The sequence below is a fragment of the Pseudomonas sp. VD-NE ins genome (assembly GCF_031882575.1).
In the GTDB taxonomy this organism is placed as follows: Bacteria; Pseudomonadota; Gammaproteobacteria; order Pseudomonadales; family Pseudomonadaceae; genus Aquipseudomonas; species Aquipseudomonas fluorescens_BZ.
Window position 1 is genome coordinate 655,306 of record NZ_CP134772.1, and the last position, 21,049, is coordinate 676,354.

The 21,049-nt window shown below is 59.6% G+C and carries 22 protein-coding genes; 12 read left to right on the forward strand and 10 right to left on the reverse strand.

The window, feature by feature from the left end; genetic code table 11:
* Window positions 1-3: 3 nt before the first annotated feature.
* The 5 genes from livM to RMV17_RS02740 all read left to right on the forward strand — a co-directional run bounded on the left by livM (window position 4) and on the right by RMV17_RS02740 (window position 5,597).
* On the forward strand, window positions 4-1,305 hold the full coding sequence (gene livM / locus RMV17_RS02720) for a high-affinity branched-chain amino acid ABC transporter permease LivM (RefSeq protein ID WP_034151618.1): 1,302 nt from the start codon (window positions 4-6) through the stop codon (window positions 1,303-1,305).
* A complete protein-coding gene (locus RMV17_RS02725) occupies window positions 1,302-2,174 on the forward strand; it encodes an ABC transporter ATP-binding protein (protein WP_034151617.1) in 873 nt (290 codons plus the stop codon). Before livM ends, RMV17_RS02725 begins: the two co-directional genes overlap by 4 nt.
* Window positions 2,171-2,887, forward strand: coding sequence for an ABC transporter ATP-binding protein (locus tag RMV17_RS02730; protein WP_077570681.1), 717 nt, complete (start codon window positions 2,171-2,173; stop codon window positions 2,885-2,887). The genes RMV17_RS02725 and RMV17_RS02730 overlap by 4 nt, the downstream gene beginning before the upstream one ends.
* A gap of 839 nt (window positions 2,888-3,726) precedes the next feature.
* Window positions 3,727-4,491 carry an SDR family oxidoreductase gene (locus tag RMV17_RS02735; protein ID WP_093430198.1) on the forward strand — a complete coding sequence of 255 codons (765 nt, stop codon included), beginning with the start codon at window positions 3,727-3,729 and terminating at the stop codon, window positions 4,489-4,491.
* Window positions 4,492-4,691: 200 nt separating this feature from the next.
* Window positions 4,692-5,597 (forward strand): cation diffusion facilitator family transporter, encoded by a 906-nt coding sequence (locus RMV17_RS02740; RefSeq protein ID WP_034151614.1) that lies wholly within the window; start codon window positions 4,692-4,694, stop codon window positions 5,595-5,597.
* 135 nt (window positions 5,598-5,732) lie between these two features.
* Here RMV17_RS02740 and RMV17_RS02745 read toward each other — a convergent pair whose 3' ends face one another.
* From RMV17_RS02745 to RMV17_RS02775, 7 genes are all read right to left on the reverse strand, one after another.
* The gene (locus RMV17_RS02745; protein ID WP_311885403.1) at window positions 5,733-6,866 is read right to left on the reverse strand and encodes an AGE family epimerase/isomerase; all 1,134 of its coding nucleotides are present in this window, start codon (window positions 6,864-6,866) and stop codon (window positions 5,733-5,735) included.
* A gap of 200 nt (window positions 6,867-7,066) precedes the next feature.
* Window positions 7,067-7,639 carry a HupE/UreJ family protein gene (locus RMV17_RS02750; RefSeq protein ID WP_311885405.1) on the reverse strand — a complete coding sequence of 191 codons (573 nt, stop codon included), beginning with the start codon at window positions 7,637-7,639 and terminating at the stop codon, window positions 7,067-7,069.
* Between the two features lie 27 nt (window positions 7,640-7,666).
* On the reverse strand, window positions 7,667-8,281 hold the full coding sequence (gene ureG / locus RMV17_RS02755) for an urease accessory protein UreG (RefSeq protein ID WP_007915910.1): 615 nt from the start codon (window positions 8,279-8,281) through the stop codon (window positions 7,667-7,669).
* Window positions 8,282-8,293: 12 nt separating this feature from the next.
* A complete protein-coding gene (locus RMV17_RS02760) occupies window positions 8,294-8,968 on the reverse strand; it encodes an urease accessory protein UreF (RefSeq protein ID WP_311885408.1) in 675 nt (224 codons plus the stop codon).
* Entirely contained in the window at window positions 8,965-9,465 is a 501-nt protein-coding gene (gene ureE, locus RMV17_RS02765; RefSeq protein WP_311885410.1) for an urease accessory protein UreE, read from the reverse strand. Before ureE ends, RMV17_RS02760 begins: the two co-directional genes overlap by 4 nt.
* A gap of 315 nt (window positions 9,466-9,780) precedes the next feature.
* Window positions 9,781-10,413 (reverse strand): TetR family transcriptional regulator, encoded by a 633-nt coding sequence (locus tag RMV17_RS02770; protein WP_008086186.1) that lies wholly within the window; start codon window positions 10,411-10,413, stop codon window positions 9,781-9,783.
* Window positions 10,414-10,569: 156 nt separating this feature from the next.
* On the reverse strand, window positions 10,570-10,995 hold the full coding sequence (locus tag RMV17_RS02775) for a hypothetical protein (protein ID WP_311885415.1): 426 nt from the start codon (window positions 10,993-10,995) through the stop codon (window positions 10,570-10,572).
* 385 nt (window positions 10,996-11,380) lie between these two features.
* Here RMV17_RS02775 and RMV17_RS02780 point away from each other — a divergent pair, with 385 nt between their 5' ends.
* Window positions 11,381-13,456: an AsmA family protein gene (locus tag RMV17_RS02780; protein WP_311885417.1), complete on the forward strand. Its 2,076-nt coding sequence runs from the start codon at window positions 11,381-11,383 to the stop codon at window positions 13,454-13,456.
* Window positions 13,457-13,572: 116 nt separating this feature from the next.
* Here RMV17_RS02780 and RMV17_RS02785 read toward each other — a convergent pair whose 3' ends face one another.
* Window positions 13,573-14,106: a bacterioferritin gene (locus RMV17_RS02785; RefSeq protein ID WP_034151608.1), complete on the reverse strand. Its 534-nt coding sequence runs from the start codon at window positions 14,104-14,106 to the stop codon at window positions 13,573-13,575.
* A 98-nt stretch (window positions 14,107-14,204) separates the two neighbouring features.
* Window positions 14,205-15,152, reverse strand: coding sequence for a LysR substrate-binding domain-containing protein (locus tag RMV17_RS02790; RefSeq protein WP_196251114.1), 948 nt, complete (start codon window positions 15,150-15,152; stop codon window positions 14,205-14,207).
* A 108-nt stretch (window positions 15,153-15,260) separates the two neighbouring features.
* Between RMV17_RS02790 and RMV17_RS02795 the strand changes: the two genes are divergently transcribed.
* The 3 genes from RMV17_RS02795 to RMV17_RS02805 all read left to right on the forward strand — a co-directional run bounded on the left by RMV17_RS02795 (window position 15,261) and on the right by RMV17_RS02805 (window position 17,174).
* Window positions 15,261-15,899: an NAD(P)H-dependent oxidoreductase gene (locus RMV17_RS02795; RefSeq protein WP_311885421.1), complete on the forward strand. Its 639-nt coding sequence runs from the start codon at window positions 15,261-15,263 to the stop codon at window positions 15,897-15,899.
* A complete protein-coding gene (locus RMV17_RS02800) occupies window positions 15,900-16,205 on the forward strand; it encodes a multidrug efflux SMR transporter (RefSeq protein ID WP_311885423.1) in 306 nt (101 codons plus the stop codon). It abuts the gene before it with no gap.
* A 90-nt stretch (window positions 16,206-16,295) separates the two neighbouring features.
* Window positions 16,296-17,174, forward strand: a complete 879-nt coding sequence (locus RMV17_RS02805; RefSeq protein ID WP_311885425.1) for a triacylglycerol lipase — start codon at window positions 16,296-16,298, stop codon at window positions 17,172-17,174.
* A gap of 114 nt (window positions 17,175-17,288) precedes the next feature.
* On the opposite strand, the gene RMV17_RS02810 is transcribed toward RMV17_RS02805, so the two are convergent.
* Window positions 17,289-18,176, reverse strand: a complete 888-nt coding sequence (locus RMV17_RS02810; protein ID WP_034151603.1) for a DMT family transporter — start codon at window positions 18,174-18,176, stop codon at window positions 17,289-17,291.
* A gap of 96 nt (window positions 18,177-18,272) precedes the next feature.
* Between RMV17_RS02810 and RMV17_RS02815 the strand changes: the two genes are divergently transcribed.
* The 3 genes from RMV17_RS02815 (at window position 18,273) to RMV17_RS02825 (ending at window position 21,021) form a co-directional block, all read left to right on the forward strand.
* On the forward strand, window positions 18,273-19,067 hold the full coding sequence (locus RMV17_RS02815) for a helix-turn-helix transcriptional regulator (RefSeq protein ID WP_311885428.1): 795 nt from the start codon (window positions 18,273-18,275) through the stop codon (window positions 19,065-19,067).
* Window positions 19,068-19,130: 63 nt separating this feature from the next.
* Window positions 19,131-19,436, forward strand: a complete 306-nt coding sequence (locus RMV17_RS02820) for a PsiF family protein (protein WP_007950613.1) — start codon at window positions 19,131-19,133, stop codon at window positions 19,434-19,436.
* A gap of 571 nt (window positions 19,437-20,007) precedes the next feature.
* On the forward strand, window positions 20,008-21,021 hold the full coding sequence (locus tag RMV17_RS02825) for an AI-2E family transporter (protein WP_016984798.1): 1,014 nt from the start codon (window positions 20,008-20,010) through the stop codon (window positions 21,019-21,021).
* Window positions 21,022-21,049 lie beyond the last annotated feature (28 nt).

A 21,049-nucleotide genomic window follows, 5' to 3' on the forward strand; every position in this document is an offset into this window, starting at 1 on the left:
GCGATGTCTTCAACCACTCAAAAAAGCATTGATATCAAAAAAAGCCTGGTTGAGGCGATTCTGGCCGGTCTGATTGCCCTGATCGTTTTCGGGCCGATTGTCGGCGTTGTACTCGAGGGTTACAGCTTCAACCTCGAACCGACCCGCGTGGCCTGGATCATCGGCATTGTCATGATCGGCCGCTTTGCCCTCAGCCTGTTCCTGCAAACGCCCAAGGGCCTGAAAATTCTCGACGGATTCGAGAGCACCGGTTCCGGTGTGCATGTGCTGCCGGCCGATCACAAATCACGCCTGCGCTGGATCATCCCGCTGCTGATTGTGCTGGCCGTCATCGTGCCGTTTGTCTCCAACTCCTATCTGCTGGGCGTGGTCATCCTCGGGTTGATCTACGTGCTACTGGGACTGGGGCTGAACATCGTGGTCGGTCTGGCCGGTCTGCTCGACCTCGGTTACGTGGCGTTCTACGCCATCGGTGCCTACGGTCTGGCGCTCGGTTACCAGTATCTGGGTCTGGGTTTCTGGACGGTGCTGCCGCTGGCGGCAATCACCGCAGGTCTGGCCGGTTGCATCCTCGGTTTCCCGGTGCTGCGCCTGCATGGCGACTACCTGGCGATCGTGACCCTGGGCTTCGGTGAAATCATTCGCCTGATCCTCAACAACTGGTTGTCGCTGACGGGCGGCCCGAACGGTATGCCGGCACCGCTGCCGACGTTCTTCGGTCTGGAGTTCGGCAAACGGGCGAAGGATGGCGGGGTGCCGTTCCACGAGTTCTTCGGCATCGCCTACAACCCGGACGTGAAGTACTACTTTATCTACGCGGTGCTGTTCCTCGTGGTGCTGGCTGTGCTGTACATCAAGCATCGTCTGGTGAAAATGCCGGTCGGTCGTGCGTGGGAAGCTCTGCGTGAAGATGAGATCGCTTGCCGCTCGATGGGCCTCAACCACGTGCTGGTCAAACTCTCGGCGTTCACCATTGGTGCATCGACGGCAGGTCTCGCCGGGGTGTTCTTCGCGACCTATCAAGGCTTCGTCAACCCGACCTCGTTCACCTTCTTCGAATCGGCACTGATCCTCGCCATCGTCGTGCTCGGCGGCATGGGCTCGACCATCGGCGTGGTGATCGCCGCATTCGTGCTGACTGTCGCTCCTGAACTGCTGCGCGGCTTCGCCGAATATCGCGTGCTGCTGTTCGGCATCCTGATGGTGTTGATGATGATCTGGCGACCACGCGGGCTGATCCGCATCAGCCGTACCGGGGTCACTCCACGCAAAGGTGCCATTCACTATGAGAGGACTGCGCCATGAGTGAAGTCGTACTCTCTGTTGAAAAACTGATGATGCATTTCGGTGGCATCAAGGCCTTGAGTGATGTCAGCCTGAAGGTCAAACGCAACTCGATCTTCGCCTTGATCGGCCCCAACGGCGCTGGCAAGACCACGGTGTTCAACTGCCTGACCGGGTTCTACAAGGCCTCGGGTGGCAAGATCGAACTCAACGTGCGCGGCCAGCAGACTAATGTCATCCAGTTGCTGGGCGAGTCGTTCAAACCGACTGACTTCGTCTCGCCGAAATCTTTCCTCAGCCGCCTGTACTACAAAATGTTCGGCGGTACGCATTTGGTGAACCGTGCAGGCCTGGCGCGAACCTTCCAGAACATTCGTTTGTTCAAGGAAATGTCGGTGCTGGAAAACCTGTTGGTGGCGCAGCACATGTGGGTCAACCGCAACATGCTCGCCGGCATCCTCAACACCAAGGGCTACCGCAAGGCGGAGAGCGACGCGCTGGACGTCGCGTTCTACTGGCTCGAAGTGGTCGATCTGGTCGACTGCGCCAACCGGCTCGCCGGTGAACTGTCCTACGGCCAACAGCGCCGTCTGGAGATCGCCCGGGCCATGTGCACGCGTCCGCAGATCATCTGCCTCGACGAACCGGCCGCCGGCCTCAACCCTCAGGAAACCGAAGCGCTGAGCGCGATGATCCGGCTGCTGCGCGACGAGCACGATCTGACCGTGGTGCTGATCGAACACGACATGGGCATGGTTATGAGTATTTCCGACCACATCGTGGTGCTGGACCACGGCATCGTCATCGCCGAAGGCGGGCCTGAAGCCATTCGCAACGATCCGAAAGTGATTGCCGCCTACCTGGGCGCCGACGAAGAGGAGCTGGTATGACGCAACCGATCCTCGAACTCAAAGACCTCGACGTGTTCTACGGACCGATCCAGGCGCTCAAAGGTGTTTCGCTGCAGATCAACGAAGGTGAAACCGTCAGCCTGATCGGCTCCAACGGTGCGGGCAAATCGACGTTGCTGATGTCGATCTTTGGCCAGCCACGGGCGGCGGGCGGGCAGATTCTCTATCAAGGCGTCGACATCACCCACAAGTCCTCGCACTACATCGCTTCCAACGGCATTGCGCAGTCGCCGGAAGGGCGGCGGGTGTTCCCCGACATGACCGTCGAGGAAAACCTGCTGATGGGCACCATTCCGATTGGCGACAAGTACGCCAAAGAGGACATGCAGCGCATGTTCACGTTGTTCCCTCGGCTGGAAGAGCGGCGCACGCAACGGGCGATGACCATGTCCGGCGGTGAGCAGCAAATGCTCGCCATTGCCCGTGCGTTGATGAGTCGGCCGAAGCTGTTGCTGCTCGATGAGCCTAGCCTCGGGTTGGCGCCGATTGTGGTGAAGCAGATCTTCGCGACCCTGCGCGAATTGGCGAAAACCGGGATGACCATTTTCCTCGTCGAGCAGAACGCCAACCATGCGCTGAAGCTGTCGGACCGGGCGTATGTGATGGTCAACGGCGAGATTCGCCTGACGGGCACGGGTAAAGAGTTGCTGGTGAATGAGGAGGTGCGTAACGCTTATCTGGGCGGGCACTGATTCCTCGACGTTATGCACAGCCCCGGCGACGCAAGTCCCGGGGCTTTTTCATTCCTCAAACATACCGCACGCCTGTGTAGGAGCTGCCGAAGGCTGCGATCTTTTGATGTTGTCTTTAAAGATCAAAAGATCGCAGCCTTCGGCAGCTCCTACAGGGAATTGATCAGTGATTTCAAGTGTTGCGTGGAATTGTGGAAAACAAATTCCCCAAGCTGTGAAAGCGCGACATATAGACGCTGCAAATGGCTGTTTTTCCACAGATTTGACTTGTCCCCGTTTACTGTGGAGCTGGCTGTGAATAACGTGGGTGTATCTGGCTGCGCGCCATGTAAACCGTGGCCTGCAAGTGTGTGGTTGTTTTTTGATCAGGCGTTTTTGCGGGGCTTGAAGTCTTTGTTGTCAACCATTTTATAGCGTCGCGGATAGCAGTGATTCCGGGTGAACAAGCCTGTGGATAAGTCTGTGATTAAACTCTGGAAAGACTGCGCTGAGGGCCGTAATTACTGGCCTCGCGCAATCACTGCGTTGACGCGTCAGTCGTGCAAAATGCCATCTCCGGCACATCCGCCGCTTCAGGGTCAAGCAAAAAACTTTCTATTTCACCCGCAAAGCCTTGTGTGGCGCGGCTTTGCGCGTTTGCACTTGCCCCCGGAAACTGTGGAAGGGACTGTGGATAACATGCGCGCACATGGCTACAGGCCACGGTGGCTATGGCGTTGGCGGAGTTGGTTGTTTTTTGTACCGCTTGTGGGTGTTGCCCGTGCGTGCAGGGCCGGGCATGCTGCCTGCTGATTTTCTATTCCAAGGGCTGCCCCGGTGGCCGAAGCAAGGAGAACACGATGTCCAACACCCTGTTTATCACCGGCGCGACGTCCGGATTTGGTGAAGCCTGTGCCCGCCGTTTTGCCGAGGCTGGCTGGAAACTGGTGCTGACCGGCCGTCGTGAAGAACGCCTCAATGCGCTTTGCGCCGAACTGTCGAAGCAGACCGAAGTGCATGGCCTGGTGCTCGATGTGCGCGATCGCAAGGCGATGGAAGCGGCGATTGCCAATCTGCCGCCGTCGTTCGCCAAGCTGCGTGGCCTGATCAACAACGCCGGTCTGGCACTGGGCGTGGACCCGGCGCCGAAATGCGATCTGGACGATTGGGACACCATGGTCGACACCAACGTCAAAGGCCTGATGTACGCCACCCGCCTGCTGCTGCCACGCCTGATCGCCCATGGTCGTGGCGCCGGCATCGTCAACCTTGGCTCCATTGCCGGCAACTATCCGTACCCGGGCAGCCATGTGTATGGCGCGACCAAGGCGTTCGTTAAACAGTTCTCGCTGAACCTGCGTTGCGACTTGCAAGGCACCGGCGTGCGGGTCAGCAACATTGAGCCGGGGCTGTGCGAGAGCGAGTTCTCGCTGGTGCGTTTTGCCGGTGACCAGGAGCGTTACAACGCGACCTACGCCGGTGCCGAGCCGATCCAGCCACAGGACATTGCCGAGACGATTTTCTGGGTGATGAATGCGCCGGCGCACATCAACATCAACAGCCTGGAACTGATGCCGGTGAGCCAGACCTGGGCTGGTTTTGCCATCGAGCGTAACAAGGCCTGACACCGCGTCACGGCCAATCGCTGGCAAGCCAGCTCCCACAGGGTTATCGGTGCACACGAATCTTGTGAGCGACTCGGTACTTGTGGGAGCTGGCTTGCCAGCGATGAGGCCAGCACAGGCAATAAATCCCGATAAGGTAAACTCCCCTCGCAACAACCCAACCGCACCCCGCGGTTTTCAAGGTTTTTCGAGGAGTCAAAGTGAGTAACCGAGGTGAGCAGGCACTGCTCAAACAATCGACCATTCTGATGTTGGCGGTGGCGATTGCCGGGATCGTCACCGGTTTTGTTTCAGGTTCGCAATCCATCCTGTTCGATGGTTTTTTCTCGCTGATCGCAACCTTCATCAAAGTCCTGATGCTGATCACTGCCAAGCTGATCGCCAAGGAAAGCAACCACCGTTTCCAGTTCGGTTTCTGGCACCTGGAGCCGATGGTGCTGCTGATCGAAGGCAGCTTCCTGATGTTGATCGCGATCTACGCGTTTCTCAACGGCGTGTTCGGCATCATCAACGGTGGCCGTGAGATCGAGTTGGGGCTGGTGATCATTTATGCGGCGGTATTTACCGTTGTCGAATTCGCCTACTTCTTCTACGTGCGGCAGCGTAATCGCAAGCTCAAATCCAGTCTGATCCAGTTCGACAACATCAGTTGGCTGGTGGACGCCATGCTTTCCGTGGGCCTGTTGATAAGCTTCCTCGCGGCGCTGCTGCTCAAGTCTCAGGGCTATGGCCAGTGGGCGGTGTATGTCGACCCGTTGATCCTGATCGTGCTGGCCCTGACCATGTTGCCGCCGGCATTCAAGATCCTTGGCCCGGCCTTACGCGATGTGCTGGGGATCGCGCCTGACACACTGGATGATCAGGTGCGCCAGGTGATGGACGCGGCGAAAACCGAACACGGTTTCGACGATTACGTGTCGTACGTGCAGAAGCACGGCCGGGCACGGTTTATCGAGATTCATGTGGTGTTGCCGGCGAATTATGCGCTGAGCAATGTCGGGCAGCTGGATGCGTTACGCGAAGAGATTTCCGCGAAACTGGGCAAGCCGGATGCGGCGCGCTGGTTGACCATCAGCTTTACCGGGGACAAGAAGTGGATCGCCTGAAGACCGCGTAACGGCCATTCGTCGGATCGCCGCCCGGAGCAGGCTCGCTCCCACATTGAATTGCGCTGAACACACTAATTGTGAGCCGCACAATCACCTGTGGGAGCGAGCTTGCTCGCGAAAGCGATCTATAAATCAGCGAAGATATTCAGCCAGACCGTGGTAGCAAGTCGCCAAGTGATACGGCGTAGTCGAAGGCATGTCCTTGCGACTCACCTCTCCCAATTCATCCCGGCACTCATGCCAGCCACCGGCATGCAGAAATCGCTGCTGCAACGCCTGCAACTGGCGCAGCACCACCGCTTCACTGCCCTGACGCAACGTCAGCGCGCGCAGATATTCCGCCTGCGCCCAGATCCGCTGGGTCGAGTCTCGCGGGCGTCCATCCGTTTCCAGATCAAGCATCGCCCGTACCGCACCGGATGACTGCACCACACCGTATTGCTCGGTAAAGGCAAACGCCCGATCCAGCGCCGCATGCAGTTTCGAACTACGCAACAACGCCGACGATTCGAGCAGGAAATACCATTCGAACTGATGCCCCGGCTCGTACCAGTTATCCACAGCCCCGAGCGGTTTCTCCATCAGCACGCCATATTGCGGATCGACGAACTGCTTGTGCATGGCTGTGCATAACTCCAGCAATGCCTGCTGCGTCGGGGCATCTTCGCGAACCGCCAGGGTGGCCAGAAACGCTTCGGCCAAGTGCATCAACGGGTTCTGCAGTGGACCGGTTTGCAGGGTGATCCAATCGCGCTCCAGGCAGGCTTCGTACAAGCCATCGCCGGTGGCAAAGCGTCGGCCAATGATTTCCAGCGCCGCATTCAACGTCGACTCGACCAGCGAATCGCGGGACTTCTCCCAGTAATGCGCGCAGGCAAACAGGATAAAGGCGTGGGTGTAGAGATCCTTGCGCTGATCCAGCGGCTTGCCCTGCGCATCGATGCTGTAGAACCAGCCGCCATGCTCGGCATCATGAAAGTACCGCTGCAGCGAGCGGAACAGCGCCGCGGCGCGGACTTCAGCGTTATCCACAACCCCGATCAGACTGGAAAACAGGTACAGCTGCCGTGCACAGGCCATCGCTCGATAGCGTTGCGGTGGCAGCGGTTGGTGCGTGGCATCCAGCGCCTCGTAGGGCAGCGCCATGTCGGCGTTCCAGCCCGGGCCTTGCCAGAGGGGCACGATCACATTGACGAAGTGCTGCTGCACAGCGCCGAAGAGGGCGGTCAATTCGGGCAGGGAGGTGGAGCGGGAAGCGTGGGGCATGGGCGGACGTCGTCACGGGCTGGGGCGATTGCGCGACATGGTAGCAGAGCGGCGGGCTTTAGAGGTTTGGTGTCTGATCGGCCGTCATCGCTGGCAAGCCAGCTCCCACAGGTTATTGGGTAAGTCCACAATTGTGTGAACACCAAATATCCTTGTGGGAGCTGGCTTGCCAGCGATGAGGCCGGCTCAGGCGATAGAGATTAGCCTGCCAGCAGCCAGGCGCCTGTGATTGCTGAGGCAGCACCTGCAAGGCGCACCAACGGTGCAGCCGCCCGAGGCAGGAAACGCACCACCGCATAACCAGCGGCATGCAGTGCGGCCGTCGCGGCGACGAAACCTGCCGCATACGCCCAAGGACTGCTCATGTCCGGCAATTCCAGCCCATGCGCCACACCGTGGAACAACGCAAACACCGCCGTCGCCAACACCGCCATGACCAACGGCGGACGCACCGCCAGCGCTACCGCCAGACCCAGCGCCAGCACCGACGCCGCAATCCCGCTTTCCAGCGCCGGCAGTTCCAGCCCTTCAAACCCGAGCATGCCGCCTATCAACATGGTGCCGACAAATGTGCACGGCAGCGCCCAACGCGCAGCGCCTTGCTGCTGCGCCGCCCACAACCCAACGGCAATCATCGCCAACAAATGGTCGAGACCACCGATCGGGTGGCTGATGCCGGCGATCAAACCACTGTCACCATGCCCCGGGTGTGCGAAAGCCAGCGCCGGGGTCAGCAGCAGCGCCACGGCGCCAAGAATACGTTTAAGTGTCATGGATAAGCTTCCTTGTTGATCAGTGAATCAGGCTGCAGTCAGCAGGCCCTGGCGTTCGATGAAGGCGATGATTTGCTCAAGGCCCTGACCGGTTTTCTGGTTGCTGAAGACGAACGGCTTGCCGTTGCGCATGCGTTTGGTGTCGCTGTCCATCATCTCCAGCGAGGCGCCCACCAGCGGCGCCAGGTCGATCTTGTTGATCACCAGCAGATCGGATTTGCAGATCCCCGGGCCGCCCTTGCGCGGCAATTTGTCGCCCGCTGAGACGTCGATCACGTAGATGGTCAGGTCGGACAGTTCCGGGCTGAAGGTCGCCGACAGGTTGTCGCCGCCGGATTCCACCAGAATCAGATCCAGTCCCGGAAAACGCCGGTTCAGTTGATCCACCGCTTCAAGGTTGATCGAGGCGTCTTCGCGGATCGCCGTGTGCGGACAGCCACCGGTTTCCACGCCGATGATCCGCTCAGGTGCGAGGGCTTCGTTGCGCACGAGAAAATCGGCGTCTTCGCGGGTGTAGATGTCGTTGGTGACCACGGCGAGGTTGTAGCGCTCGCGCAGGGCCAGGCACAGGGCCAGGGTCAACGCGGTTTTGCCGGAACCGACCGGGCCGCCGATGCCGACGCGCAGAGGTTGTGTGTTCATCGAGTGTTTCTCCTAAGAACGGAAGAGGCGGCTGTACTGGCGCTCATGGGCCATGCACGCCAGGGACAGACCGAACGCGGCGCTGCCCCTGTGTTCGGGGTTGATTCGGCTGGCGTCCTGCTGCGCCTGTTGCAACAACGGCAGCAGTTCGCTGGTCAGGCGTTGCGCGGCTTGCTGGCCCAGCGGCAGGGTTTTCATCAGGACGGCGAGCTGGTTTTCCAGCCAGCTCCATAACCACGCGGCGAGGGCGTCTTGCGGGCTGATGCCCCAGGCGCGCGCGGCCAGCGCCCAGCACAGGGCCAGATGCGGTTCAGGGCATTGAGCGAGAAAGTCGCGTGCCGGCGCGTCGAGTTCCGGCAAGCCGTTGAGCAACTGCTGCAACGAATAGCCCATCTGCCGGCTCTCCAGATGCAACTCGCGCGTCTCGCGACTGGTGCGATGGCTTTCGCAGAGGCTGCGCAACTCGGTCCATTGTTCATCGGCGGCTGCCTGGCAATGCGCAAGCAACAGCGGCGCTTCGAAGCGCGACAGATTGAGCAGCAACTGATCGCTGATCCAGCGTCGAGCACTGTCCGGGTTGTTCACGCGGCCGTTATCCACCGCCATTTCCAGACCTTGCGAATAGCTGTAGCCGCCAATCGGCAGTTGCGGACTGGCCAGGCGCAGCAGCGCCCAGGCCGGATTCACAGGCGTACGCCGAACTGATGGAGTTTCGGCGCGTAGTTGAAGTCTTCGTCGCCGTGGCGTGAATGGTGATGGCCGCCGCCATAGGCACCGTGTTCCGGCTGGAACGGCGCTTCGATGGCTTCGACCTGCGCGCCGAGTTGTTCGAGCATGGCTTTGAGCACGTAATCGTCAAGCAAACGCAGCCAGCCATCGCCAACCTGCAAGGCAACGTGACGGTTACCCAGGTGATAAGCAGCGCGGGTCAGTTCGAAGGCATTGGCGCAGGTGACGTGCAGTAATTGCTCGGGACGGGCGCAGACGCGGACGATGCGGCCGTCTTCAGCTTGTAGGCATTCGCCGTCATACAGCGGCGACTGACCGCGCTCCAAAAACAACCCGACGTCTTCGCCCTCGGCACTGAAACAGCGCAAACGGCTTTTGCTCCGCGCTTCGAAGGTCAGGTGCAACTCGGCGGTCCAGACGGGTTGAGGGTCAATTCTGCGGTGAATCACCAGCATCGGAAAACTTCCAGCTATGGACAATGATTGGGTTAGAGCAAGGGGCTTGCCAATCGGACGAGATGTAGGAAATCCCTGTCGGAGCGTAGTGGATGTTTCAAGATGTTGCGGGAATATGGAATGTTTTGGTGCGTGAAGATTTTTTAATGCACCAAATGGAGGCTGATGCGCCGAACCAAATGTGGGAGCGACGGTGCGACGATTCGACTTGCTCGCGAATGCAGAGGGTCAGAGATATAGATGTTGACTGACACGACGCCTTCGCGAGCAAGCTCGCTCCCACAGGGAATCTTGTGTGTCAGTCATAAAAGGGAGTTACTCGGTACTGCCCAAGCCTTGCCAGTGCTTGAGGCCAATAAAGATAAAACGCAGTTGCTGGGTGATCTTCGCCTGCGGCGTCAGATGCTCCGGCAGCGCTTCAGCGGGTGGGTCGATGATGTCGGGGAGGGTGGCAAAGACCGACTTGACGATCAGATCTGCCATCACGCTCAGGCCCTCGGCGTCCAGATGCTGCAGCTTGGGCATCATCGTCAGATCAGAAGCCAGGTCCGAACTGATGTTCTCGCGCAATCGGCCGATTGCCTGACGCACAGGCAGCGAGCCGCCGTATTGCTCACGCGCGAGAAACAGGAATTGCGAGCGATTGGCGCTGACTACGTCGAGAAAGATCCGCACCGAGGCATCGATGATGCCGCCCATGACGAATTCGTTGTGCCGTACCAAGCGGATGGTTTCGCGGAAGGTCTGGCCGACTTCACTGACCAGCACCAGGCCCAGCTCATCCATATCGGCAAAATGCCGGTAGAAACCGGTGGGCACGATGCCGGCGGTTTTTGTTACTTCGCGCAGGCTCAGGCTGCCGAATCCTCGGCCGCTTTCCATGAGGTGGCGGGCAGCGTCCATCAAGGCGTTGCGGGTCTGTTGTTTCTGTTCGGCGCGGGGCAGCATCGCAGAGTGTGTTCTTTGGCAGGACAAGCGCCGCACTCTAGCAAATCGGCTTTGTCGGCGTCGAACGGGGAGGGCGTGGAGCGGAAGATTTTATCGGGCCGGAAAAGTCAAAAGCCCAATCCGGTGATTGGGCTTTTTTTCCAGGCCGCCATGGGCTTAGCTCAAGGCGCTATTGCGTTCGATCACACGGTCACCACCACCTTCGGCAAGGGTTTGACCTTGTGGAGTGCGGTCACCACCGTCGGAAGCAAGGGTCTGGCCTTGTGGAGTGCGGTCGCTGCCATCGGAAGCCAGGGTCTGGCCTTGTGGAGTGCGATCGCTGCCGTCGGACGCCAGGGTCTGACCTTGTGGGGTCTTGTCGTAGCCGTCCTGAACCAGGCCTTTCTCTTCCAGACGTTCACGGCCGCCTTCAGCCAGGGTCTGACCTTGTGGAGTGCGGTCGCCACCATCAGCGGCTACGGTTTGGCTGAACACCGAGTGGCTGGATTTCACTTGCGGAGTAGCTTGATCGGCAGCCGGCAGGGCAAAAGCAGTGCTGGCTAGCATCGACAGGGTAAGGCTGAGCAGTAATTGGCGTTTCATGATGGGTTGCTCCTTGGGAGGGCGATAAAGTGGGTACGAGGGCAATGCTACTCTCGATAAGTCGATATAAAAGTTCATAAACGCAATGGTAATAATCAACAGAATTGATTGTTCTGCCGGGAGGCTCTAGATCGCGGCTTTGCGGACGACGGTTATGCACCGGGGTGGGTATTTCCGACTCACTCGCGCCTCGCAAAAGTGCGGGTCGCGGTAACACTGTTCGACTGATTGGTCAGATTTCGCGCGGCTTTTTGCGCCTTAATCGACCTTTCGATTAAACCTGCGGCTGGTTTGCCAGTCGTAGATTTCATGAGGGCCGCTTTGGCCCGCCGTTTCAGCCGTACGCTGCAGTCTTTGCGTGCGGTCGTGATCAGGAGCTTTGTGCATGACGCGCACTGGAAAAATCTTCAGCTGGACCTTCGCCATCCTCGTGCTGCTACTGGCCGTGCTGGTTTTGATCATCGTGTTCTTCGACTGGAACCGGATCAAACCGCCGATCAACGCCAAAGTCTCGGAAGAACTGCACCGACCGTTTGCTATTAACGGCAACCTCGCGGTGATCTGGCAGCGCGAGCCGGACGAGGGCGGCTGGCGTGCGTGGGTGCCGTGGCCGCACGTGGTGGCCGAGGATTTGAGCCTGGGCAACCCGGACTGGTCGAAGAAACCGCAGATGGTCACGCTCAAACGCGTTGAGCTGCGTATCTCGCCGCTGGCATTGCTGGCGCAACGGGTGGTGATTCCGCGCATCGACCTGACCGAACCCAATGCCGAGTTGCAGCGTCTGGCCGATGGCCGCGCCAACTGGACGTTCAAGTTCGATCCGAAAGATCCGAACGCCGAGCCGTCGAATTGGGTGGTCGACATCGGCGCCATCGGTTTCGACAAGGGCCACGTCACCCTCGATGATCAGACGCTCAAAACCAACCTTGATGTGCTGATTGATCCGCTGGGCAAACCGATTCCCTACAGCGACATTGTTGGTGCCAAAGCGGCGAAAACCGCCCAGGACAAGGGCGGTGCGCCGCAGGATTACGCGTTTGCGTTGAAGGTCAAAGGCCAATACCACGGCCAGAACCTCACCGGCCAAGGCAAGATCGGCGGGCTGCTCGCTTTGCAGGATGCGCGCAAGCCATTCCCGTTGCAGGCGCAGGCGAAGATCGGCGATACCAGCATCGAACTGGCCGGTACGCTGACGGATCCGCTCAACCTCGGCGCCCTCGATCTGCGTCTGAAACTGGCCGGTGCCAGCCTCGGCAACCTTTATCCACTGACCGGCGTGACCCTGCCGGACACCCCGCCGTATTCCACTGACGGTCACTTGATCGCCAAATTGCATGACGAGGCGGGCGCGAAATTCACCTACGAGCAGTTCAACGGCAAGATCGGCAGCAGTGATATTCATGGCGACCTGACCTACGTGGCCAGCCAGCCACGGCCGAAACTCAGCGGCGCATTGCTCTCCAATCAACTGTTGTTCGCTGACCTCGCACCGCTGATCGGCGCCGACTCTAACGACAAGCAAAAGGCCCGCGGCGGCGAAAGCAAACAGCCAGCGGATAAAGTGCTGCCGGTCGAAGAGTTCAAGACTGATCGCTGGCGTGCAATGGACGCCGACGTCGAGTTCACCGGCAAGCGCATCGTCCATAGCGAGAAGCTGCCGTTCAACGACCTCTATACCCACCTGAAACTCAACGACGGCGAACTGAGCCTGGAGCCACTGCGCTTCGGCGTCGCTGGCGGCAATCTCGATGCACAGATTCGCCTCAACGGTCGCACCGAGCCGCTGGAAGGCCGGGCGAAACTGACCGCACGCCGCTTCAAACTCAAAGAGCTGTTCCCGACCTTTGAACCGATGAAGACCAGTTTCGGTGAGCTCAATGGCGACGCCGATATCACTGGGCGCGGCAACTCGGTGGCCAAGCTGCTGGGCGGTGCCAACGGCAAATTGAAGATGTTGATCAACGACGGTGCGATCAGCCGTGAGCTGATGGAACTGGCCGGGCTCAACGTCGGTAACTACGTGGTCGGCAAGATCTTTGGCGACAAGGAAGTGAAGATCAACTGCGCGGCGGCGGACTTCGACATCAAGAGCGGTCTGGCCACCACACAGCTGTTTGTCTTCGATACCGAGAACGCGATCATCTACATCGACGGCACGGCGAACATGGCCACCGAGCAGCTTGACCTGACCGTGACGCCGGAATCCAAGGGCTGGCGTTTGATTTCCTTGCGCTCGCCGCTGTATGTGCGTGGCAAGTTCATCAAACCGGATGCCGGCGTGAAGGCTGTGCCGCTGATGTTGCGTGGAGCGGGGATGGTGGCGTTGGGCGTGATCGCGGCGCCGGCGGCGGGGCTGTTGGCGCTGGTGGCGCCGAGTGGCGGTGAGCCGAATCAGTGTGCGCCGTTGCTGGAGCAGATGAAGGCGGGCAAGGCGCCTGTCACCGTAAAACCTACTAAATAGTCGGTGTCCATAAGGGCCTCTTCGCGAGCAAGCTCGCTCCCACATCGACCGCATCCACCAGAAGGAATGCGGTCGAGTGTGGGAGCGAGCTTGCTCGCGAAGGCGGGTTAAAAGGGTTACAGGTCGTTCAGGATGTCAGCCATGTCATCGGCATGCTCTTCTTCCTGCGCCAGAATATCTTCGAAGATACGCCGGGTAGTCGGGTCTTTCTCGCCGATATACTGGATGATCTCGCGATAGCTGTCGATGGCGATCCGCTCGGCAACGAGGTCTTCGTAGACCATCTCTTTGAGGGTGTTGCCGGCCACGTATTGCGCGTGGGACATTTTCGACAGCAGGTCGGGGTTGAACTCAGGCTCACCGCCCAATTGCACAATGCGCTCGGCGAGGCGGTCGGCGTGCTGGGCTTCCTGGGTGGCGTGCTCGAGAAACTCTTCGGCGGCCACATGGGCTTTAACACCATTGGCCATGAAGTAGTGGCGCTTGTAACGCAACACGCAGACCAGTTCGGTGGCCAGCGATTCATTGAGCAAGCGCAGCACCTCTTCACGGTCGGCGCTGTAGCCTTCGGTGACGGCGCCGTTTTCGACGTGTTGGCGCGCACGATCGCGCAAGGTTTGAACATCTGACAGATGCAGGTCGTCGCTCATTTCGATCTCCTGGAGGCTAATCCGATGGGCGCCACGTTCTGCGGACGCGGTCGCTACCTAAGCTGTGAGTCATGAGCGTCGCAAAAAGTTTTATCGGTTTACGCAACCCCTGCAGGAGCTGCCGAAGGCTGCGATCTTGGCGCCAGCCCGGACAAAACTGCTTCCTCGCGCAACCAGGCAAAAAACGCCCGCACCGGCGGATGCCTCTCGCGCCCCGGCACGCACAACGCGCTGTAGCCGGCGCCATCGACTTGAACCTGGCCCATGAACGGCACCAGCAAACCGCTGGCGACACTTTCCGAGACCAGAATATTGCTCGCCAGCACCAGCCCTTGCCCGGCGATCGCCGCTTGCAGGGCGTAATGCTCTTCATCGTATTCGCGGATGGCCGGCTGCGGGTTCAACCAGTTTTCGCCAGCCTTGGCGCACCACGCTTCCCAGCCATGGGCGTAGAGCTTGGAGTTGTGCCAACGCACGCTGATCAACGTCGGAGTGCGCCGCGCGGCCAGCGCCACTTGCTCGGGCGAGCCGTAAACACCGAACGATTCATCGAAAAGGCACAGACCATACAGATTCGGGTAATCGTCGAGGCTGTAGCGCAAAACCAGATCGACACTGGCGTCCTGATGCAGATCGATGACTTCACAGTGAGTATCGAGGCGCACGTTGATGTTCGGGTGTTGCGCATAAAAACGCCCGAGGCGCGGCACCAGCCACAGTGCTGCGAATGCGGCGGTGGTCGAGAGCGTCAGCGTGCTGGCGTTGCGCTGCGGGCGCAGGGTGTCGACGCTTTGCGCCACTTCCAGCAGCGCGCCATGCAGGCTGCGAAACAGGCGCTCGCCGCCCTCGGTCAGACGCACCTGGCGTGGCAGGCGTTCGAACAATGCGACGCCGAGCCAGTCTTCCAGCGAACGAATCTGGTGCGAAATCGCCGTGGGCGTGACCGACAGTTCTTCGGCGGCAGCCTTGAAACTGAGCAGCCGTGATGCCGATTCGAAAGCGCGCAGAGCGGTCAGCGGCAGTGAGGCGAACATTGAAAGCTCCATGGGTGAAATGAATTCATCCCGACTGATTTTTGCTCATTTGAGGCAACGGTGTGCTGCCTGCAATCTGCAGTGACACAGCCATCAAAGTCTAGCCTCAAGGAGTTTCAGATGAGCAAAATTCTTGCGATACATGCCAGCCCACGTGGCGACCGTTCCCACTCACGGCGTCTGGCGGAACATTTTCTCAGTGCCTGGCAGGTGCGTCATCCGCAGGCGCACGTCACTCGCCGCGAGGTCGGGCGAGTGCTGATTCCGCCGGTCAACGAAGCCTTTGTCGCCGCCGCTTTTTATCCACAGCCCGAAGCACGCCCACTGTCGATGCAGGCGGATCTGGCCCTGAGCGATCAACTGGTCGGCGAGCTGTTCGAGCACGACCTGCTGCTGATTTCCACGCCGATGTACAACTTCAGCGTGCCCAGCGGCCTCAAGGCCTGGGTCGATCAGATCGTGCGCCTGGGCCTGACCTTCGATCATACGCTGGACAACGGCGTCGCCCAGTACACGCCGCTGTTGCAGGGCAAGAAGGCGCTGATTGTCACCAGTCGCGGCGGTTTCGGCTTCGGCCCGGGAGGCGAACTGGAAGCGTTGAATCACGCCGATCCATGGCTGCGCACGGCACTGGGGTTCATCGGCATCAACGACGTCACCGTGTTTGCGGCCGAGGGCGAAGAGTCCGCTGAACGCACCTTTGCGGTGTCGCTGGCCGAGGCCGAGCAGCGTTTACTCGACCTCGCGCGGGTGTTCTAAATGGCCTGGCTGTTCCTGCTGATCGCCGCCGGGTTTGAGGTGACCTTCGCCATGGGCATGAAGTACGCCGAAGGTTTCACCCGACTCTGGCCCTCGCTGATCACGGTGACTGCGGCGGTCGGCGGGATCTACTTCCTGACCTTGGCGATGCGTGAACTGCCCGTGAGCATCGCCTACCCGATCTGGACGGCGATTGGCTCACTGGGCACGGTGTTCCTCGGTTTTGCCCTGCTCGGCGAGAGCCTGACCCTGGTCAAACTGGTTTCGGTCGGTCTGATTGTGGCGGGGGTGGTGGGCCTGAAGTAGGCTGGTCGATGAGTTGTCATCATCACGGAGGATGCTTGGCGGGCGTTTTGCACGCCTGCATCCACTCATCGAACACAAGGATGTTTGCCCATGTCGACGCGTTATCCATTGGTGCTGGTGCCCGGCATGCTCGGGTTTATCCGGCTGGTGCTCTATCCGTACTGGTACGGCATCATCAAGGCACTGCGCCGTGGTGGTGCGACGGTGATTGCGGTGCAGGTGTCGCCGCTCAACTCGACTGAGGTGCGCGGCGAGCAGTTGTTGGCGCGCATCGATGAGATCTTGCGAGAGACCGGGGCGCAAAAGGTCAACCTGTTCGGCCACAGTCAGGGTTCGCTGACGGCGCGCTATGCGGCGGCGAAACGGCCGGATCTGGTGGCATCCGTCACGTCGGTGGCCGGGCCCAATCATGGCTCCGAGCTGGCCGATTATCTGGAAAAAAATTATCCGGCCGACAGCGCCAAGGGGCGGCTGCTTGAGGTGTTGCTGCGGTTGGTCGGGTGGTTGATGGCTGTTTTGGAGACCGGTTACCACGGGCCGAAACTGCCGGTGGATATCCACGCCTCGCATCAATCGCTGACGACGGAGGGCGTGGCGCTGTTCAACCAGCGTTATCCACAGGGCTTGCCTGACACCTGGGGCGGGCACGGGCCGGAAGAGGTTAACGGCGTACGTTATTACTCATGGTCGGGGACGTTGCAGCCGGGCAAGACCGATCGTGGCGGCAATCTGTTCGATGGAACCAATCGCAGCTGTCGCTTGTTTGCGAAAACCTTTGTGCGTGAGCCTGGGCATTGCGACGGCATGGTCGGGCGCTACAGCTCGCATCTGGGCACGGTGATTGGCGATGACTATCCGCTGGATCACTTCGACATCGTCAATCAGTCACTGGGGCTGGTGGGTAAGGGCGCGGATCCGGTGCGGCTGTTTGTCGAGCATGCGGCGCGGCTAAAGGCTGCCGGGGTTTAGCCCTGAGACCGCGTCATCGTTCTTCGCGAGCAGGCTCGCTCCCACATTCGAATGCATTCCAACAGAAGGAATGCGGACACCTGTGGGAGCGAGCTTGCTCGCGAAGAGGGCCTATCAGGCGACGCTTAATTTGCGGCCCAACACGGTGGTCCAGCGCTCGGAAAGAATCACCCCGCCCAACGTCAGCAATCCACCCACCAGGTGATACATCGCCAGTTGCTCCTTCAACACCACCGCCGCAATCAGCGCGGTAATCAACGGCAGCAAGTTGAAGAACAACGTCGTGCGGCTGGGCCCCAGACGCTGCACCGCCTGCATCCACGCCAGCGGCGCGAGCATCGACGCCAGCAGACACGCATACAGCACCAGTGGAATATTCTGCAGGGTCAGCCCGGTCTTCGGCGAAGCGGCATACAGCGGAAACAACACGACAATCGCCACCAGCACCTGCAAATACAGCAACACCAGCGGCGGCAGGCGCAGTTGCCATTTTTTCAGCAAAGTGCTGTAGATCGCATAGGCCAGAGTGGCGATCAACATCATCGCATCACCCATGTTCACCCCGTGTTGCAGCAACGCGCCGAGGCTGCCGGACGAGACCACGACCAGCACACCGGCAAACGACAACACGGCACCGACCAACGCGCCGGCGGTCAGGCGCTGCCCAAGGCTGATGATCGCCATGGCCAGCGACATCAACGGCATCAGCGACAGGATGATGCCCATGTTGGTCGCCGTGGTCAGAGTCGCAGCGAAATAGGCGAGGCTCTGATACACCGCCATGCCGAGTACGCCGAGGATGAAAATCTTGCCCAGGTTCGGGCGGATCTGCGGCCAGTGCGCGATCACCGCTTTGAGCATGAATGGGGTGAACAGCAAACCGGCGAGCAGCCAGCGATAGAAACCGATCTCGGCGGGAAAAATTGCCCCGACCGCCAGTTTGTTGATCACGGTATTGCCGGCCCAGATAAAAATCGCCAGCAGCGGAAACGCGTATTGCATGAGTTGAAACCAGTACGTTGATGAAGGGCAATTATCCCTTGTCTGGATGCAAGCCTATACTGCGAACCGGACAACCTGCCTCTGAAACCGGACAGCATGAACAGCAAACACATCGATCTGCTGGATTTCAGCGAACTGCCATCGGCGGTGTACTTCCGCTACGCCGACTTCAACGCCCATGAATACGCTGCGCCGCATCGCCATCCGTGGGGCACGCTGGAATACGCGGCGCACGGCGTGCTGCACATGGACGTCGATGGCAGCCGCTTCATGTCGCCGCCGCAATACGCGGTGTGGGTGCCGCCGCAGGTCGAGCACAGTTTCTACAGCCATCAACCGGTCAACTATCGCGCGGTATGCCTCGACCCCAAGGTCTGCGCCGAACTGCCGAAACGCGCCTGCACCCTGGCGATCAGCGATATTCTCAAGGCGATTCTCAAAGACTTCGCCGCCCGCGACGTGAAGATTCCCGAACTCGATGCCGACCAGCGTCTGGCGCAAGTGTTGGTCGATCAACTGCAACAGGCCCTGGTGCATGAGTGTTATCTGCCCTACGCGAGCAGCCCGGGTTTGCTGGCGATTCTCGAAACCTTGCAGGCCGAGCCGGGCAACAATCAGCCGCTGGCGCATTGGGCAATGCAAGTGCATGTCAGCGAACGCACGCTGGCCCGGCAATTCGTTCGGGAATTGGGAATGAGTTTCGGCGAGTGGCGCCAGCGTCTGCGCTATCTCGCCGCGATCGAGGCGCTGGAAACATCGCGCAGCGTGCAGGAAATCGCCTTCGATCTCGGTTACAGCAGCGGCTCGGCATTTATCGCCATGTTCGCGCGGCAGGCCTGGTGTACGCCGGAGCAGTATCGCCGTAGCCACCTGGAAGGCAGGAAGGTGTAACAAGATTTGGCTACACTCCAGCAGATGCCGCCCCCATCGGTGCGGCGACAAGGAGAAAACTCCATGAAGATGTTGCGTGTGCCGTTGTTGATGATTGGTTTGCTCCTGTGTTCCCAGGGTTTCGCCGCTACGGCGCAACAGAACAAGATGACCACCTGCAATGCCGATGCGACCGCCAAGAGTCTGAAAGGCGATGAGCGCAAAACCTTCATGAGCACCTGCCTCAAGGCAGCGCCGGCGGCCAACGATGCCAAGGCCCTGACCCCGCAGCAGGAAAAAATGAAAACCTGCAACGCCGACGCGAAAACCAAAGCCCTGACCGGCGATGCGCGCAAGACGTTCATGAGTGATTGCCTGAAGAAAAAATAACTTGATTCGGTGGGGTACCTGGTCGACGCGTCCGCTTGAGATTTGCCCTCACCCTAACCCTCTCCCGGAGGGATAGGGGACTGACCGCGGTGTCTCAAGAAACTCGTCGACCTGAGAAATCCGGTCGATTATGGATTCCATGGCGCTGTCTCAGGTCACTGGATATCCAGAGCATCCCCCAATCGGTTCCCTCTCCCGGAGGGAGAGGGGACTGACCGCGGTGTCTCAAGAAACTCGTCGACCTGAAAAAAAACCGGTCGATTATGGATTCCATGGCGCTATTTCAGGTCACCGGGTATCCAGAGCATCCCCCAATCGGTTCCCTCTCCCGGAGGGAAGAGGGGACTGACCGTGTTGTTTTCAGATATCCATCGACCTGAACTATCTGGCCGATTCTGGATTCAATACAGGACTGGCAAGTCGCCGGATTTCTTCGCCATTCCTCGATCGGTTCCCTCTCCCTTTGGGAGAGGGCTAGGGTGAGGGGACCTGAAGCACCGCATATTTCTAGTGCTCCCCCCAGAACGCTGGCAGACTGCCAATCCTTTTACGCCGTTCGTTTTGAGGCTGTATGCCAACGTTTTCTGAGCGTCATGTAGTGTTCTGGGTCAGTTGCATCATCATTTTCGGCGGTTTGCTGCTGGTGCTGCCGCTGCGCTTGCTGCCCAGTCTGTTGGCCGGATTGTTGGTCTATGAACTGGTCAACATGCTCACCCCGCAACTGCAACGGCTGATCGAAGGCCGCCGTGCGCGCTGGCTGGCGGTGGCTTTGCTCGGCACACTGGTGGTGAGTGTGCTGGCGCTGATCTTCGCCGGCGCGATCAGTTTTCTGCTGCATGAAGCGGAAAACCCCGGCGCTTCCCTCGACAAGTTCATGGGCGTGGTCGACCGCGCGCGCGGGCAATTGCCGCCGTTCATCGACGCCTATCTGCCGGCCAGTGCTGCGGAGTTTCGCGTGGCGATTGGCGAGTGGATGAGCAAGCACCTGTCGGACCTGCAACTGGTCGGCAAGGACGCCGCGCACATGTTCGTGACATTGCTGATCGGCATGGTCCTCGGCGCGATCATCGCCTTGCAGCGCATCCCCGACGTCACCAAACGCAAACCGCTGGCCGCCGCGCTGTTCGACCGTTTGCACCTGTTGGTGCAGGCGTTCCGCAACATCGTCTTCGCGCAGATCAAGATTTCCCTGCTCAACACTTTCTTCACCGGGATCTTCCTCGCGGTGATCCTGCCGATGTTCGGCATCAAGCTGCCGCTAACCAAAACCCTGATCGTGCTGACCTTCCTGCTCGGCCTGTTGCCGGTGATCGGCAATCTGATGTCGAACACGCTGATCACCATCGTCGGCCTGTCACTGTCGATCTGGGTGGCATTGGCGGCGCTGGGTTATCTGATTTTTATCCACAAGCTCGAGTACTTCCTCAACGCGCGGATTGTCGGCGGGCAGATCAGTGCCAAGTCATGGGAGTTGCTGCTGGCGATGCTGGTGTTCGAGGCCGCGTTCGGCCTGCCGGGGGTGGTGGCGGGGCCGATTTATTACGCGTATCTGAAGAGTGAGTTGAAGCTGGGCGGAATGGTTTGACAGCAGCTTCGAGTTGCAAGCTTCAAGC

Coding starts and splice junctions, on each gene's coding strand:
- livM (WP_034151618.1), top strand. CDS start 4: ATGTCTTCAACCACTCAAAAAAGCATTGATATCAAAAAAAGCCTGGTT.
- RMV17_RS02745 (WP_311885403.1), bottom strand. CDS start 6,866: ATGCCCCACGCTTCCCGCTCCACCTCCCTGCCCGAATTGACCGCCCTC.
- RMV17_RS02805 (WP_311885425.1), top strand. CDS start 16,296: ATGTCGACGCGTTATCCATTGGTGCTGGTGCCCGGCATGCTCGGGTTT.
- ureG (WP_007915910.1), bottom strand. CDS start 8,281: ATGAACACACAACCTCTGCGCGTCGGCATCGGCGGCCCGGTCGGTTCC.
- RMV17_RS02725 (WP_034151617.1), top strand. CDS start 1,302: ATGAGTGAAGTCGTACTCTCTGTTGAAAAACTGATGATGCATTTCGGT.
- RMV17_RS02780 (WP_311885417.1), top strand. CDS start 11,381: ATGACGCGCACTGGAAAAATCTTCAGCTGGACCTTCGCCATCCTCGTG.
- RMV17_RS02820 (WP_007950613.1), top strand. CDS start 19,131: ATGAAGATGTTGCGTGTGCCGTTGTTGATGATTGGTTTGCTCCTGTGT.
- RMV17_RS02825 (WP_016984798.1), top strand. CDS start 20,008: ATGCCAACGTTTTCTGAGCGTCATGTAGTGTTCTGGGTCAGTTGCATC.
- RMV17_RS02815 (WP_311885428.1), top strand. CDS start 18,273: ATGAACAGCAAACACATCGATCTGCTGGATTTCAGCGAACTGCCATCG.
- RMV17_RS02790 (WP_196251114.1), bottom strand. CDS start 15,152: ATGGAGCTTTCAATGTTCGCCTCACTGCCGCTGACCGCTCTGCGCGCT.
- RMV17_RS02770 (WP_008086186.1), bottom strand. CDS start 10,413: ATGCTGCCCCGCGCCGAACAGAAACAACAGACCCGCAACGCCTTGATG.
- RMV17_RS02735 (WP_093430198.1), top strand. CDS start 3,727: ATGTCCAACACCCTGTTTATCACCGGCGCGACGTCCGGATTTGGTGAA.
- RMV17_RS02810 (WP_034151603.1), bottom strand. CDS start 18,176: ATGCAATACGCGTTTCCGCTGCTGGCGATTTTTATCTGGGCCGGCAAT.
- RMV17_RS02750 (WP_311885405.1), bottom strand. CDS start 7,639: ATGACACTTAAACGTATTCTTGGCGCCGTGGCGCTGCTGCTGACCCCG.
- RMV17_RS02730 (WP_077570681.1), top strand. CDS start 2,171: ATGACGCAACCGATCCTCGAACTCAAAGACCTCGACGTGTTCTACGGA.
- RMV17_RS02785 (WP_034151608.1), bottom strand. CDS start 14,106: ATGAGCGACGACCTGCATCTGTCAGATGTTCAAACCTTGCGCGATCGT.
- ureE (WP_311885410.1), bottom strand. CDS start 9,465: ATGCTGGTGATTCACCGCAGAATTGACCCTCAACCCGTCTGGACCGCC.
- RMV17_RS02795 (WP_311885421.1), top strand. CDS start 15,261: ATGAGCAAAATTCTTGCGATACATGCCAGCCCACGTGGCGACCGTTCC.
- RMV17_RS02800 (WP_311885423.1), top strand. CDS start 15,900: ATGGCCTGGCTGTTCCTGCTGATCGCCGCCGGGTTTGAGGTGACCTTC.
- RMV17_RS02775 (WP_311885415.1), bottom strand. CDS start 10,995: ATGAAACGCCAATTACTGCTCAGCCTTACCCTGTCGATGCTAGCCAGC.